The organism is Nonomuraea sp. NPDC049028 (assembly GCF_043197735.1).
Lineage (GTDB): Bacteria > Actinomycetota > Actinomycetes > Streptosporangiales > Streptosporangiaceae > Nonomuraea.
In genome coordinates this window covers 687,146-700,286 of the sequence record NZ_JBICTR010000002.1, presented here as the reverse complement: position 1 = coordinate 700,286, position 13,141 = coordinate 687,146, and the positions used below count along the sequence as shown (strand labels likewise).

Genomic DNA, 13,141 nt, shown 5'->3' with positions numbered 1-13,141 from the left:
CATGAGTAACCTGTATCCCCCCATCGAGCCCTACGACTCGGGCCTGCTCGACGTGGGCGACGGCAACCAGATCTACTGGGAGGTCTGCGGCAACCCGGACGGCAAGCCCGCGATCATGCTCCACGGCGGCCCCGGCGGCGGCTGCAGCGCCAAGCACCGCCGTCAGTGGAACCCGGAGCTCTATCGCATCGTCCTGTTCGACCAGCGCAACTGCGGTCGTAGCCTGCCGCATGCCAGCGACCCGGGCGTCTCACTTGAGGCCAACACCACCTGGCACCTGGTCGCCGACATGGAACGGCTGCGCGAGCACCTGGGCATCGACAGGTGGCAGGTGTTCGGCGGGTCGTGGGGCAGCACGCTGGCCCTGGCGTACGCGCAGACGCATCCGGACAGGACCACAGAGCTGGTGCTGCGCGGCATCTTCACCCTCCGCCCCGAGGAACTGGGCTGGTTCTACCAGGAGGGCACCTCCCGCCTCTTCCCCGACGTGTGGGAGTCGTTCATCGCGCCGATCCCCGTCGAGGAGCGCGGCGATCTGATCGCCGCCTTCCGCGCCCGGCTGGAGGGGGACGATCCCGAGGCGCGGCTGGCCGCGGCCAAGGCGTGGGCGCAGTGGGAGGGCAGCACGGTCACGTTGCGGCCCGATCCCGAGCTGGTCGCCGAGTTCGGTGAGGAGAAGATGGCGCTGGCGTTCGCGCGGATCGAGAACCACTACTTCACCCATCTGGGCTGGTTCGAGCCCGAGCAGCTGATCGCGAACGTGAACCGGATCCGCCACATCCCCGCCGTCATCGTGCAGGGCCGCTACGACGTGTGCACGCCCATGGCCACCGCCTGGGACCTGCACAAGGCGTGGCCGGAGGCGCGGTTCGAGGTGGTGGACGACGCCGGGCACGCCGCCACCGAGCCGGGCATCGTCAGTCGGCTCGTTGCGGCGACAGACGGCTTCGCGCCAGCCGTACCATCGGCGTGACGGCCCCCACCAGCAGCAGCGTGAAGAGCGGGGCCAGCGCCAGGCCGATCAGGAAGCCAGCGGCGACGTCGTGCGGGTAGTGCACGCCGACGAACACCCGCGAGAACGCCATCACCGCCGCCAGCGGGAGCACCACCCAGGCCAGAGCGCGCCAGGCCAGGATGAGCGCCCCAGCGGCGCCGGCGGCGATGACGGAGTGGTTGCTCGGGAACGACCAGTCGCTCGGGGGCGGGCATTCGGCGATCGTCGGGATCCCGCCCCGGCACGGCCGGTCCTCCCTGACGAAGGTCTTCACGACCTCGCTGAGGACGTACGCGCACACCACACCGGCGGGCCCGGCGATCGTGATGGCGAGGTCACGCGCCGGCGCGTTCCTCTCCCGCCACCAGCACCACGCGAACAGCGCCGCGAAGAGGAACAGCCCGGCGTCGGTACCCTTCTCGGCGAGAGTGTGCAGCCACGCGGGCGTGGAGAGGGCGAAGTCGACGATGTCGCGGTACAACAGGTGTCCAATCCGTGAACGGGCAATGACCATAAACCCTACGGAACGATCACCGCTCGCCGCCTCCCCCGAACGTCCAAAGGTGCTGAACGCCGGCCGATCCCCCGGAGAGGTCCGGCAGGCTCGCGTAGTCCCAGCTCAGAGCGGGTAGGGAGGCAGTCGTGATCGGAGAGCACGTGGTCGTCGGCTATACCGGCGAGTCAGGGGGACGCGACGCGCTCGCCCTAGGTGCCGCGATCACGCGGGTCACCGGCGGCGAGCTCACCGTGGCCGCCATCTACCCGCCGGGCAGCCCGGGGTTGGCGGTCGAGGCACAGGCCGGCCTCGCGGACGCGGCGGAGGAGCTCGGCGATGTGCCGGCCGAGTACATCGCGTTCGAGAGCAGGGGCGCGGGTCGCGGGCTGTCGGTGCTGGCCAGCCGGATCAAGGCCGATCTGATCGTGGTCGGCTCGGCGGGCGGCGGACAGGCCGGGCGCATCTCGATCGGGTCGACGTCCGACAGCCTGCTCCACCTGTCGTCCGAGGCGGTGATGCTGACGCCCGCCGGCTACCGGCCGCCGGCCGAGCCCTCGCGGCTCACGCTCGCCTACGTCCACCGCCCGCAGTGTGACGAGGCCGTCGAGCGGATCGCGCAGGCCGCGCTCCGGCTCGGCGTGCCGCTCCGGCTGATCACGCTCGACCTGCGTACGGACGATCCGGGCCGGCTCGGGGACGACCTCGCGCTGGCCGTACGACTGGCCTGGGAGTCGAGCGGGATCGAGGCCGAGACGGAGATCGCCGAGGGGCACGACGTGACGGCGGCGCTGGAGGCGATCGAGTGGCTGCCGGGCGAGCTGCTGGTCTGCGCGGCCAGCGAGGACGCGCAGCCGCACCGGGTGTTCCTCGGAGAGCTGGCGATGAAGGTGCTGCGGGCGTCGTCGTGTCCCGTCACCGTGCTCCCGCGCGGCTTCTCGTGACTTCCGTGTACAGCTCCAGGTAGCGCTCGGCCATGACGGACGGTGAGAAGCGGCGGCGAGCCTCCCGGCGGCACTCCTCGGGGTCGATCTCCGCCACCCGCAGCACCCACTCGGCCAGCTCCTCCTCGGTGTCGGCGAGGAACCCGGTCCGGCCGTGGTCGATGATCTCGGGCAGGCAGCCGCGGCGCAGCCCCACGGGCGGCACGCCCAGGGCGAGGGCCTCGACGACGGCGGTGCCACCGGGCTCGTCCCACTGAATGGGGAACAGGGCGGCGCGGGCCGAGGCGTAGAGGTGGTCGCGGGCCTCGCCCCCCACGGAGCCGACCCATCTGACCAGGTCGCCGTCGAGGTAGGGGGTGACCGCGTGCACGTGGTAGCGGACGTCGGGGTGGCCGTTCAGCGGATGGTCCGGGTCCTGGACGACGGCGTCCAGCTCGGCGGGGGTGTTCAGGCCGCTCACCGGGCCCGCGAGGACCAGCGGGAGGCCGAGCTTCTGGCACAGTCTGGCGGCCACGTGCGTGCCCTTGAGGCCGCAGACGCGGCCCATCGCGACGAGGTGCTCGCCGCGTTCGGTACGCACGTCGCGGTCGGCGAGCGGGGTGGCCAGGTGGATGGCGCCGAGCGAGGCGGCGCGCAGTGCGTCGGGCGCGCGGGCGAGCTGGGAGTTCGAGACACCGTTGACCGCGATCGACGGTGGGAAGGCCCCGTAGAAGGCGGCGTGCTTGCGCAGGTCCCAGTGCAGGGTGTGCAGGACCGGCGGGCCGCCGAGCGCGGACAGCACGGCCGGACCGACCACCTCCAGGTGGTCGTGGACGAGGTCGAGGTCGTCGCGACTGCCGATTTCGCGCGCCACGCGGGCCTGGTGCGCGTGCGCGAGGCCCATCACCTGGTTGTACGGCTTCTGCAGCTCGGCGAACTGGCCGTCGTCGAAGACGTTGATCAGCTCGTCCACCTCGAGGGTGCTCGATCCCACGGAGGCCAGGACCACCCGCACCCCGCGCTCACGCAGGGCGGGGACCAGCGTGGCCACCACGTTCTCGATCCCGCCGTAGCCCGGTGGCGGCACCCGCAGCCACGGTCCGGCGTTCACCAGGACGTTCATGCCACGTCCTCGACGGCGAGGGAGGCCAGCGGCGGGCGCTCGGCCACGGACATGTCCACCAGGTCGACCTGCCCGTCGAGCCCGAACTGCAGCAGTCTGCGGTCGGGGGGCGTGGCGGACAGCACGCGGCCCTGGCGCTCCAGCCGCGACCACGCGGTGAGCATGATCTGGCCGGCCATCCGGCCGAGCGCGGGCATGGCCTGGTGCCCGTGTGCCCGGACACCCAGGTCCACCTGGGCCATCGCGTCCAGCCCGACCAGCTCCAGCAGGTCCACCAGCAGCCCGAACTCCACCCCGTACTCGGTGACGAACGGGACCCGTTCCAGCACCGCGCGGCGGGCGGCGTACTCCCCGCCGAGGGGCTGGACGAAGCCGGCCAGCTCCGGCCAGAACATGTTGATCAGCGGCCTGGCCACCAGCTCGGTCACCCGCCCGCCCCCGCCGCGCCACACCATCCCGTCCGCGCCGGTGAAGGGCCGCTCGTAGGCGGCCTTGACGAACTGGATGGCGTTGTCGGCGAGCAGCGGCCCGAGCAGCCCGGTGACGAAGTGCGAGCGGAAATTACGCAGGTCGGCGTCCACGAACACGATCAGATCCCCGCTGGAGGCCGCCAGCCCCTTCCACAGCGCCTCTCCCTTGCCGCTCAGCGGCGGCAGATGCGAGAGAACGGCGCCCTGCGCCACCACGCGGGCCCCCGCCGCGGCCGCTCGGGCGGCGGTCGCGTCGGTGGAGTTCGAATCGACCACGATGATCTCGTCCACGAGCGGCGCCCGCTCGACGAGGTCGCGACGGAGCACGGTGACGATCTCGCCGACCGTCCGCTCCTCGTCGCGAGCGGGCAGGACGACGCTGACTGCGGTCCTACCCTTGGCCCGGAGAAGCGCCTCTACCGGCCACTCGGCTGCGACGCTCGAGTGGGGTCCGTACCAGTCCTGGACCCTGGCCAAGGCGCGCAGATCTGTCTCCATACGGTTAGCCCCGATCTCATCTGGTCAGGTTTGCGACATCTGCCCCGACGATGCATCCTCGAACATGTTTGTTTCATTCTCCGTAAATGTGGGATAAGCCGGTCTGTGTTCCCCATCACTCGGGTCGGCATCATCGGTGCCGGAAATGTCGCCGCTCGCCACGCGGATGTCCTGTCAGGTTTCTCCGACGTGGTGATCGCGGGAATCGCCGACACAGATCCCCGCAGGGCCGGGGCTCTGGCCGCACGGCATGGCTCCCCTGCCTACGGCAGCCATGCCGACCTTCTGGATGCCGGCGGATTGGACGCGGTCTATGTCTGTGTTCCTCCTTTTGCGCACGGTAACCCGGAAAAGGATGTTCTAGCATGCAATCTGCCGATTTTTGTAGAAAAGCCGCTTTCACTTGACCTGTCGACAGCGGAAAAGATCGCCGATGAAATTGATCGCCGGGGCCTGCCTTCGGCCGTCGGACACCATTGGCGTTACCTGGACATCGTTGACCAGGCACGCGAAGTCCTGGGCGACCGTCCAGTACGGCTGGCGCTGGGCCACTGGCTGGACAAGGTACCGCCGGTCGGTTGGTGGCTGAAGCCTGAGATGTCGGGCGGCCAGCTGGTCGAACAGGCCATCCACATCCTCGATCTGGCCAGAGTCCTGGTGGGCGAGGTGACGATGGTGCATGCCGTACCGGCGGACAACGAGACGGACGGCGAGGTCGACCGGGCCACGGCGGCGGTGCTGCGGTTCGCGGGCGGCGCGGCGGGGCTGCTCGCCGCGACCAGCCTGCTCGCGCGCAAGCACCGGGCGGGGCTGGAGGTGCACGCCGAGGGCGTTTCGCTCGACCTGAGCGAGGACCGGCTGCTGGTGGACGGCGAGACCACCGTCCAGGACGGCGGGGCCGCGAAGGTACGGGTCGACCGGACCTTCATCGACGCCGTACAGGGCAAGGAGGCCGACGTGCGCGTGCCCTACCGGGAGGCGCTGAAGACCCACCGGCTCGCGCTGGCCCTGGCGCGGTCCGCGGCGTCACGGAAGCCGGTGACGACGCTCGATGGGTGAGGTGCTGAGCATAGAGGCGCCCGGCGAGGTCAGGCTGGTCGGGGAGAAGCTCGGCGCGGTGCCCGAGGGCGGGTTCCGGGTGGTCACCACGTACAGCGGGATCTCGGCGGGCACCGAGCTCACCTACGTCAAGGGCAGCAACCCTTACCTGGCCGCGACCTGGGATCCGGCGCTCGGGCTGTTCGCCGAGGGCACCCCGTCGATCGGCTATCCGGTGCGCGGCATCGGGTACATGCAGGTGGGCCGGGTGGTCGAGACGCGCACCCGGGCCGTCCGCGAGGGCGCGCTGGTCGCGATGGCCTACGGGCACCGCACCGGCTACGTGGCCGACCCGATGAACGACCGGTTCGTGGAGCTGCCCGGCGACCTCGACCCGATGCTCGGCGTCTTCGTCGCCCACATGGGGCCGATCTGCGCGAACGGGCTGCTGCACGCGGCCACCGACCTGCACGGTCCCGGGGTCGCGGACCTGGGTGACGGGGTACGCGGGCGGCGCGTGGCCGTCGTCGGCGCGGGCGTGGTCGGCCTGCTGACCGCCTCCTTCGCCCTCTCGTACGGCGCGGCGGAGGTCGTGGTCGTGGACGAGACCCCGGCCAGGCTGGACATCGCCGAGGCGCTCGGCGCCGGGACTTTGGCCTTCGACGAGGACCCGGCCATCGAGCTGAAGCGGCGCTGGCGGCACGCGCCCAGCGACCGCGGCGCCGACGTGGTCTTCCAGTGCCGCGGCAGGCCCCGCGCCCTCGCTCTGGCGCTGAAGCTGCTCAGGCCGCAGGGCACGGTGATCGACCTGGCCTTCTACACCGACGGCGCCGACGAGGTGCGGCTGGGCGAGGAGTTCCACCACAACGGCCTGTCGCTGCGCTGCGCCCAGATCGGCCGGGTGCCGCGCGGGCTGGCCCACGTCTGGGACCGGGAGCGGCTGTCGTACGAGACGATCGCGCTGCTCAGGCGGCGGGGCGAGCTGCTACGCGAGCACCTGATCACCGATGTCGTCGGCTTCGCCGACGCCCCCCAGCTCCTGGCCGATCTCGCCGCCCGCAGGAGGCATACCGTCCAGGCCGTGCTCCGCGACCACGTCGAGGATGAGCGCGGCTGACCAGCTGAAATCACGGCAGCCGTGGCCCTGCAGGGTGAACGGGTCGAAGTACTCGCGGAAGCCGGACTCGGTGACCGCCCTGATCATGCCGTCGGCCAGCGGGTCGGCCAGGTCCGGGCGGCGCTCCCGCAGGCCCTGCCAGACCAGCCAGGTCAGATTGATCCAGCTCGGCCCGCGCCAGTAACGCGCCGGGTCGAACTCCGGCGCGGCGGGCGCGAAGCTGGGCAGCACGCCGTCCTTCAGCCCGAACCGGTCGAGCGCCGTGCCGATCAGCGCGTTGACGATGTCGCGCGGCAGGTCGGGCAGCATGAGCGGGACCAGCCCGGCGGCGCTGTTGGAGCGGATCGGGCAGCCGGTGAGCACGTCGCGGGCATGGAACAGGCCGTCGTCGTAGAGGTGCTCGACCATGGCCGCGGTGACCGCGGCGGCCTCGCGCAGGTGCGGCTCCGGGTCGCCGCCGCACACCTTCGCGATCTCCGCCAGGGTCAGCTCCGCCACGCCGTACGCGGCGTTGAACAGCGGGTCCTCGACACAGAACGCGCCGGCCCGGCGGTAGCCGGTGTCGCGGTAGGCGCGGGCGAGCGCGATGTAGCGCTCGTAGTCCAGGTCGGTGGGCCGCTCGTCGGCGCTGACGGTGTCCAGATCCCGGCGCGTGAACGCGACGGACCCCGCGTCGACGGCGGCCAGCGGGACGTCCCAGGCCGGGCTGTTGTCCATGCCCGACTCCCACGGGTGCACGATCGAGATCAGCCCCTCGGGAGAGCGCCGCGCGTTGCGCAGGTATTGCTGCTGCGCCACCAGCCGGGGATAGAGGCGGCGCAGGAAGGTCGGGTCCGGCTCGGCCTGGTGCACCCGCCAGACGGCCAGGGCGTGCACGGGCGGCTGCACGATGCCGGAGGTCGACGACCCGGACGGGGCCCGTGACTGCCAGAACTCGGGGCCGGGGAAGTAGGCCCCCTCGGGCACCCTGGGGTTGAACGCGATGTGCGGCACCCTGCCGTCGCGCCACTGCGAGCCGAACAGGGCCAGCAGCTCCGACCTGGCCCGGCGCGGGGACCAGCGGGCGTTGCCGATCGCGACGAAGGCGGAGTCCCAGCTCCACTGGTGGGGATAGAGACGCCGGGAGGGAACCGTGTAGCTGCCGTCCCAGTTGGCCACCAGCACGCGCACGGCGTCGCGGAGGATCACAGGAACTTCCTGATGAAGGCGGCCGTCTGCGGCAGAACGATCTCGGGCTCGCCGCGCAGGCGGCATTCGAGCGCGAGGTAGCCGTCATAGCCGAGGGCGTCGAGCGTGGCCAGCTGCGCGCCCCAGTCGAGATGGCCGGTCCCGGGCTCGTTCCGGTTGGACTCGCTGATCTGCATGTGCGCGAGGTAGGGGGCCGCCTCGATCAGCGAACGGCAGGGATCGTCCTCCTCGATGTTCATGTGATAGGTGTCGCCGACGACCTTGATGGAGTCCATGGAGCAGTACGACACGGCGTCGGCGAGGGTGTTGACCATGTGGTTCTCGTAGCGGTTGAGCGGCTCCAGCATGATCAGCACGCCGTTGCGCTGCGCGTGCTCGCCGAGCACCCCCAGCGCCTCGGTGAGCACCTCGCGGTCCTCCGCCGCGCTGCGGGGCGGCTCGAACGGCGGCAGCCGGCGCGAGAACTGGCCCCAGGAGGCGGGCGTCATCACCCCGACGCCGCCGAGCTCGGCGATGACCGTGAGCTGCGATCTGAGTTGCTGGATCGCGTCCGTGCGCTTGGCGGGGTCGAAGTCGCCGATGAAGTGCGGCATGTCCACGCACACCGTCGGCATGACCACGCCGTCGGCCAGCGCCCGCTTGAGCTCGGTCAGGCGGTTGGCGAAGTGGAAGTCCCCCTTCCCGCGCAGCTCGATCGCGTCGAACCCGGCCTCGGTCGCGAACGCGAACTTCTCCTGCAGGGAACGGCCGGGCAGCAGCTGCTCCTGTGCCGCGAGCTTCACTGTGACTCCTCCTCTTGCGGTGCCTCTTCTCGCCAAGGCTCCTCTTGCGGTGGCTCCTCCCCGAAAGCGAAGACGAGCTGGAGCACCTCGGACGGGTGTTTGTCGAGCAGGTCGAAGGCCTCGGCAGCGCTGCCGACGGGTACGACATGGCTGATCAGGCCGGTCACGTCGACCTCGCCCGTGTATATGAGGTCCATGAACGTGCGCTGCAGGCGTTCGACGTCCCAGCGGTGGGCCAGCCAGGAGGCGACGCCGCCGATCTGGGAGGAGACGAGCTGCACCTGGTTGTGGTGGAACTCCTCGCCCAGCCGCAGCCCGATGCCTTCGCCCTGGTAGAAGCCGCCGGCCACGACCCGGCCGCCCTTGCGGACGGTCCTGATCGCCTCTTGCAGGCCCAGGTGGCTGCCGCTCAGCTCGATGGCGGTGTCGGCGCCCTCGATCCGCTTGCGGACGAACTCGGCAACGGAGCCGGACGCGATGTCGAACGTCTCGGTCGCGCCGTAACGCCTGGCGAGTTCGAGGCGGGCGGGGATCGCGTCGGCGGCCACCACCCGGGCGCCGCTCAGCACGGCGAGGCGGGTGGCCAGCAGGCCGATGACGCCCTGCCCGAAGATCGCGACCTGGTCGCCCAGGTGCACGTCGGCGGCGTGCACGGCGTTGAGCGCGATGGCGCCCACGCGGGCGAAGACACCGCTCAGCGGATCGGCGCCCGGCGGCAGCACGTGGCCGACCAGCTTCTCGGCGGGCACCACGGCCTCGGCCCGGTGACCCCAGACGCCCCAGACCAGGTGGCCGACCGGCGGATCGGTGACATCGGGAGCCGCCTCCACCACCTCACCGACCTCCTGGTAGCCCCAGCCGGTCAGCGGGTAGGCGTGCGTCTGGCCGTCGAGGAACAGCCGCTGCTCTGTGTCCCACTTTCTGGTGAGATAGGGATTTGTGCCGCGATAGGCGGTCAGTTCGGTGCCGGCGGAGACGCCCGAGTAGATCGTGCGAACCCGCACGCAACCCGGTTCAAGCTCGGCGGGCGACTCCAGGCTGACGCGGACACGGCCTGGCTCTTCAAAGGTGATGACGCGCATTCCCCACACTTACGCTTTATGATCAATCGCAACTTAAAGGTTTAGTAGGCGTTTCTATACCATAGTTGCTCTCCCGGCACCCTTAAGTCAAATGACGGCCACCGCTGGCAACTAGCGAATTAGGGGTTTCTCTCCGACGGTCTTCCGGTAAGCGATCTTACCGACATAACCCGCCCGGAGATCGCTTTCCGTGATCGACGCGCCAGAAAGCCCGGGACGGAACACGGACGGAGTACGGACGGATCTCGGAATCGCCTACGTAGTTGCGTCTTCTCACATGGGGGTAAGTGCGGCATATCCCCGGACGTAGGAGCGCGCCATGCCGAAGAAGGTAGTCGCCGTCCTCTCCATCGCACTGCTGGCCGCGGCCTCGACCGCCGCGTGTGGCGATGACAGCAAGAAGGCCGCCAACGAGATCACGGTCTGGACCGAGGAGAACCTCGACGATCGCATGACCGTGCAGAACCAGATCATCGCCGACTTCACCCAGAAGACCGGCATCAAGGTCAAGCTGGTCGGCGTGGCCGAGGACCAGTTCAGCCAGGTGATCACGTCTGCCGCGGCCGCGGGCGACCTGCCCGACGTGATCGGGGCCCTCCCCCTGGCCTCCATCAGGGAGCTGGAGGCCAACGACCTGCTCGACACGGAGACGCCGGGCCAGGTCGTCGACAAGCTGGGCAGGAGCGACTTCTCGGCGCGGGCCCTGGAGCTCGACAGCGCGGGCGGGAAGCTGCTGGCCGTACCGAGTGACGCGTGGGCGCAGCTGATCCTCTACCGCAAGGACCTGTTCCAGAAGGCCGGGCTGGAGCGGCCCGACACCTACGAGGCGCTGGAGGCGGCGGCCGCGAAGCTCAACACGGGTGGGGTCGCCGGCATCACGCTGGCCATCGCGCCGAAGGACTCGTTCACGGCGCAGAGCTTCGAGCATGTGGCGCTGGCCAACGGCTGTCAGCTGGTCGACAATTCCGGAAATGTCACCCTTTCCTCCCTGCAGTGCGTGAATGCGTTCGCGTACTACGCGAAGCTGGCGAGGGACTACTCGGTCAAGGGCAAGCAGGACGTCGACTCCACCAGGGCCACCTACTTCGCCGGCAAGGCGGCGATGACCATCTGGTCGTCGTTCATCCTGGACGAGCTGGCCGGGCTGCGTAACGACGCGAAGCCCAGCTGCGCCGAGTGCAGGACGGACCCCGAGTGGCTGGCCAAGAACACCGGCGTGGTCACGGCGCTGAAGGGCCCCGACGGCACGCCCGCCCAGTACGGGGAGATCGTCTCCTGGGCCGTCACCCGGGACGCCGCCAAGGATGCCGCCGCGCAGTTCGTCACGTACATGATGAACGAGGGCTACGAGCGGTGGATCGGGATGGCGCCTGAGGGCAAGTTCCCGATCCGGAAGAGGTTCGCGGACAAGTGGAACAAGCTGCCCGCCGGGGTCGACGCCAAGAAGCCGCTCGCGGACGTCTACCCCGCCGAGGTGCTCGACGCGCTGCGCGAGAGCCCTGACACCTTCGCTCGCTGGGGCATCCCCCAGGGGCAGGGCAAGCTGGTCGGAGCCACGATGGGCGAGCTGCCCGTGCCCAAGGCGCTGAGCGCGGTCGTGGACGGCTCGCTCACCCCGGAGGCCGCGGCAGTGCGGGCCAAGACCGACGTGGAGACCATCAAGCGCGGGATCCGGCAGTGACGGGACGGCGTGGCGGGACGCTACGGGAGCAGGAGGGCAGGGCGGGACTGGCGCTGATCTCCCCGACGCTGATCATCACGCTCGTCGTGGTGGTGCTGCCGCTGCTCTGGGCGATCATGCTGGCCTTCCAGGACGCGCGGCTGATCAACATCCGCCGGGTGGGCATCTTCGGGCACTACACGCTGGAGAACTTCGGCTACGTCATGTCCGAGCCGGGATTCTGGACCTCCCTGGTCAACACGCTCGTCTACACGGTGGCGGGCACCGCGCTGTCGATCGCGATCGGGCTGGTGGCCGCCCTGGCGCTGCGCGACCGCTTCCGGGGTCGCACGTTGGTCAGGGCCTCGATCCTGGTGCCGTACGTGGCGCCGGTGGTGGCGGTGGCCTTCCTGTGGGAGACGATGCTGAACCCCCAGTTCGGCATCGTGAACTCCTGGCTGAGCACCCCCATCGCCTTCCTCACCCAGGCCAAGGGCACCTTTCTCGGCATCCAGGTGCCGGTGGCGCTGCTCACCGTGATCGCGTTCGAGGCGTGGCGGTATTTCCCGTTCGCCTTCCTGTTCATCCTGGCCCGGCTGCAGGCGCTGCCGGCCGAACTGGACGAGGCGGCCGTGGTCGACGGTGCCACGCCGACGCAGCGCTTCCGGCATGTGATCCTGCCGCAGCTCTGGCGGATCATCGCGCTGCTGTCGGTGCTGCGGTTCGTGTTCACCTTCACCAAGTTCGACGACGTCTACCTGCTCACCGGCGGCGGGGCCGGCACGGAGGTGGTGAGCGTGCGCGTCTACAACTTCCTGACCGCGCGCGACGACATCGGCGCCTCGGCCGCCCAGGCGATCGTGCTGGCGGTCGTCCTGGTCGTGTTCCTGACCCTGTATCTGAGGTTCTTCTCGGGAGGTGAGCGTGACCAGGGATAGATTTGAGCGCGGGTTGTTCCGGGTGCTGAAGCCGCTGGTGATCCTCTTTCTGTTCGTGATCACCGCGTTCCCGTTCTTCTACATGGTGACACTGTCCTTCCGCGACATCCAGGAGCTGATCCTGGACCCCGGCTCGATCTGGCCGCGCAGCTTCACCTTCGACACCTACGCCAACGTGCTGACCAGGCAGGGCTTCCTGACCTTCATGCGCAACAGCGCCATCGTGGCGGTCTCCTCGGTGGCGGTCACGCTGTTGATCTCGATCCCGGGCGCGTACGCTGTGGCCAGACTGCGGTTTTTCGGGCGGCGGCAGGTGCATTTCGTGTTCCTGGCCGTGTACCTGTTTCCGGCGATCGTGCTGGCAATCCCGCTGTTCGTGCTCTTCACGATGCTCGGACTTCGCGGGTCTCTGCTGGGTTTGATCCTGGTTTATTGCGCGCAGACGGTGCCTGTCACGGTATACATGCTCCGCAATTACTTCGAGACCGTGCCGCAGAGCGTGGAGGAGGCGGCGGCGATCGACGGCTGCACGCGCCTGTCGACCATCTGGCGGGTGGTGCTCCCGCTGTCCAAGCCCGCGCTCATGGCCACCGGCCTCTACGCGTTCATGATCGCCTGGAACGAGTTCCTGTTCGCCCTGCTCTTCCTCGTCGAGAAACGGGAGAGCTGGACGGTCTCACTGGGGCTCTCCCAGCTGGCGGGCAGTATCGAGATCCCGACGACGGTTCTCATGGCAGGATCGGTGGTTCTGACGCTGCCGATCGTGATCGTGTTCTTCGCCGGCGAGCGGCTCCTGACCGAAGGACTCACGGCGGGGGCCGAGAAGGGATAGACC

12 protein-coding genes and 1 pseudogene are annotated in these 13,141 nt (G+C 69.6%); 7 read left to right on the top strand and 6 right to left on the bottom strand.

Going from position 1 to position 13,141, the window contains the following annotated elements; translation table 11 throughout:
- The first annotated feature begins 1 nt into the window (after position 1).
- Entirely contained in the window at positions 2–973 is a 972-nt protein-coding gene (gene pip, locus ACGFJ2_RS09355; RefSeq protein ID WP_393466449.1) for a prolyl aminopeptidase, read from the top strand.
- Here pip and ACGFJ2_RS09350 read toward each other — a convergent pair.
- Entirely contained in the window at positions 918–1,475 is a 558-nt protein-coding gene (locus ACGFJ2_RS09350; RefSeq protein WP_357942489.1) for a phosphatase PAP2 family protein, read from the bottom strand. The genes pip and ACGFJ2_RS09350 overlap by 56 nt on opposite strands.
- 161 nt (positions 1,476–1,636) lie before the next feature.
- On the opposite strand from ACGFJ2_RS09350, the gene ACGFJ2_RS09345 reads away from it, so the two are divergent.
- Positions 1,637–2,431: a universal stress protein gene (locus tag ACGFJ2_RS09345; RefSeq protein ID WP_357942487.1), complete on the top strand. Its 795-nt coding sequence runs from the start codon at positions 1,637–1,639 to the stop codon at positions 2,429–2,431.
- Here the strand turns inward: ACGFJ2_RS09345 and ACGFJ2_RS09340 are convergent.
- Together ACGFJ2_RS09340 and ACGFJ2_RS09335 are read right to left on the bottom strand one after the other, a co-directional pair.
- Positions 2,403–3,533 (bottom strand): glycosyltransferase, encoded by a 1,131-nt coding sequence (locus ACGFJ2_RS09340; RefSeq protein ID WP_357942485.1) that lies wholly within the window; start codon positions 3,531–3,533, stop codon positions 2,403–2,405. The genes ACGFJ2_RS09345 and ACGFJ2_RS09340 overlap by 29 nt on opposite strands.
- Positions 3,530–4,501, bottom strand: coding sequence for a glucosyl-3-phosphoglycerate synthase (locus tag ACGFJ2_RS09335; RefSeq protein ID WP_393466444.1), 972 nt, complete (start codon positions 4,499–4,501; stop codon positions 3,530–3,532). Before ACGFJ2_RS09335 ends, ACGFJ2_RS09340 begins: the two co-directional genes overlap by 4 nt.
- A 105-nt stretch (positions 4,502–4,606) precedes the next feature.
- On the opposite strand from ACGFJ2_RS09335, the gene ACGFJ2_RS09330 reads away from it, so the two are divergent.
- Together ACGFJ2_RS09330 and ACGFJ2_RS09325 are read left to right on the top strand one after the other, a co-directional pair.
- Positions 4,607–5,560 carry a Gfo/Idh/MocA family oxidoreductase gene (locus ACGFJ2_RS09330; protein ID WP_357942481.1) on the top strand — a complete coding sequence of 318 codons (954 nt, stop codon included), beginning with the start codon at positions 4,607–4,609 and terminating at the stop codon, positions 5,558–5,560.
- Entirely contained in the window at positions 5,553–6,656 is a 1,104-nt protein-coding gene (locus ACGFJ2_RS09325; protein WP_393466440.1) for a zinc-binding alcohol dehydrogenase, read from the top strand. The genes ACGFJ2_RS09330 and ACGFJ2_RS09325 overlap by 8 nt, the downstream gene beginning before the upstream one ends.
- A gap of 9 nt (positions 6,657–6,665) precedes the next feature.
- Here the strand turns inward: ACGFJ2_RS09325 and ACGFJ2_RS09320 are convergent.
- The 3 genes and pseudogenes from ACGFJ2_RS09320 to ACGFJ2_RS09310 all read right to left on the bottom strand — a co-directional run.
- Positions 6,666–7,910, bottom strand: a pseudogene (locus tag ACGFJ2_RS09320) (hypothetical protein); the annotation flags it as partial.
- Complete coding sequence (locus ACGFJ2_RS09315; protein ID WP_358177923.1) at positions 7,841–8,626, bottom strand: sugar phosphate isomerase/epimerase family protein; 786 nt, start codon at positions 8,624–8,626, stop codon at positions 7,841–7,843. The pseudogene ACGFJ2_RS09320 and the gene ACGFJ2_RS09315, both read right to left, overlap by 70 nt.
- A complete protein-coding gene (locus tag ACGFJ2_RS09310) occupies positions 8,623–9,630 on the bottom strand; it encodes a zinc-binding alcohol dehydrogenase (RefSeq protein WP_393466437.1) in 1,008 nt (335 codons plus the stop codon). Before ACGFJ2_RS09310 ends, ACGFJ2_RS09315 begins: the two co-directional genes overlap by 4 nt.
- Before the next feature lie 397 nt (positions 9,631–10,027).
- Between ACGFJ2_RS09310 and ACGFJ2_RS09305 the strand changes: the two genes are divergently transcribed.
- The 3 genes from ACGFJ2_RS09305 to ACGFJ2_RS09295 are packed head-to-tail and all read left to right on the top strand — an operon-like array spanning position 10,028 to position 13,138.
- Positions 10,028–11,389 (top strand): ABC transporter substrate-binding protein, encoded by a 1,362-nt coding sequence (locus ACGFJ2_RS09305; protein ID WP_393466434.1) that lies wholly within the window; start codon positions 10,028–10,030, stop codon positions 11,387–11,389.
- Positions 11,386–12,306: a carbohydrate ABC transporter permease gene (locus ACGFJ2_RS09300; RefSeq protein ID WP_393466431.1), complete on the top strand. Its 921-nt coding sequence runs from the start codon at positions 11,386–11,388 to the stop codon at positions 12,304–12,306. The genes ACGFJ2_RS09305 and ACGFJ2_RS09300 overlap by 4 nt, the downstream gene beginning before the upstream one ends.
- Positions 12,293–13,138 carry a carbohydrate ABC transporter permease gene (locus tag ACGFJ2_RS09295; RefSeq protein WP_357942468.1) on the top strand — a complete coding sequence of 282 codons (846 nt, stop codon included), beginning with the start codon at positions 12,293–12,295 and terminating at the stop codon, positions 13,136–13,138. Before ACGFJ2_RS09300 ends, ACGFJ2_RS09295 begins: the two co-directional genes overlap by 14 nt.
- The last annotated feature ends 3 nt before the right edge of the window (positions 13,139–13,141 follow it).

Coding starts and splice junctions, on each gene's coding strand:
- pip (WP_393466449.1), top strand. CDS start 2: ATGAGTAACCTGTATCCCCCCATCGAGCCCTACGACTCGGGCCTGCTC.
- ACGFJ2_RS09340 (WP_357942485.1), bottom strand. CDS start 3,533: ATGAACGTCCTGGTGAACGCCGGACCGTGGCTGCGGGTGCCGCCACCG.
- ACGFJ2_RS09335 (WP_393466444.1), bottom strand. CDS start 4,501: ATGGAGACAGATCTGCGCGCCTTGGCCAGGGTCCAGGACTGGTACGGA.
- ACGFJ2_RS09325 (WP_393466440.1), top strand. CDS start 5,553: ATGGGTGAGGTGCTGAGCATAGAGGCGCCCGGCGAGGTCAGGCTGGTC.
- ACGFJ2_RS09305 (WP_393466434.1), top strand. CDS start 10,028: ATGCCGAAGAAGGTAGTCGCCGTCCTCTCCATCGCACTGCTGGCCGCG.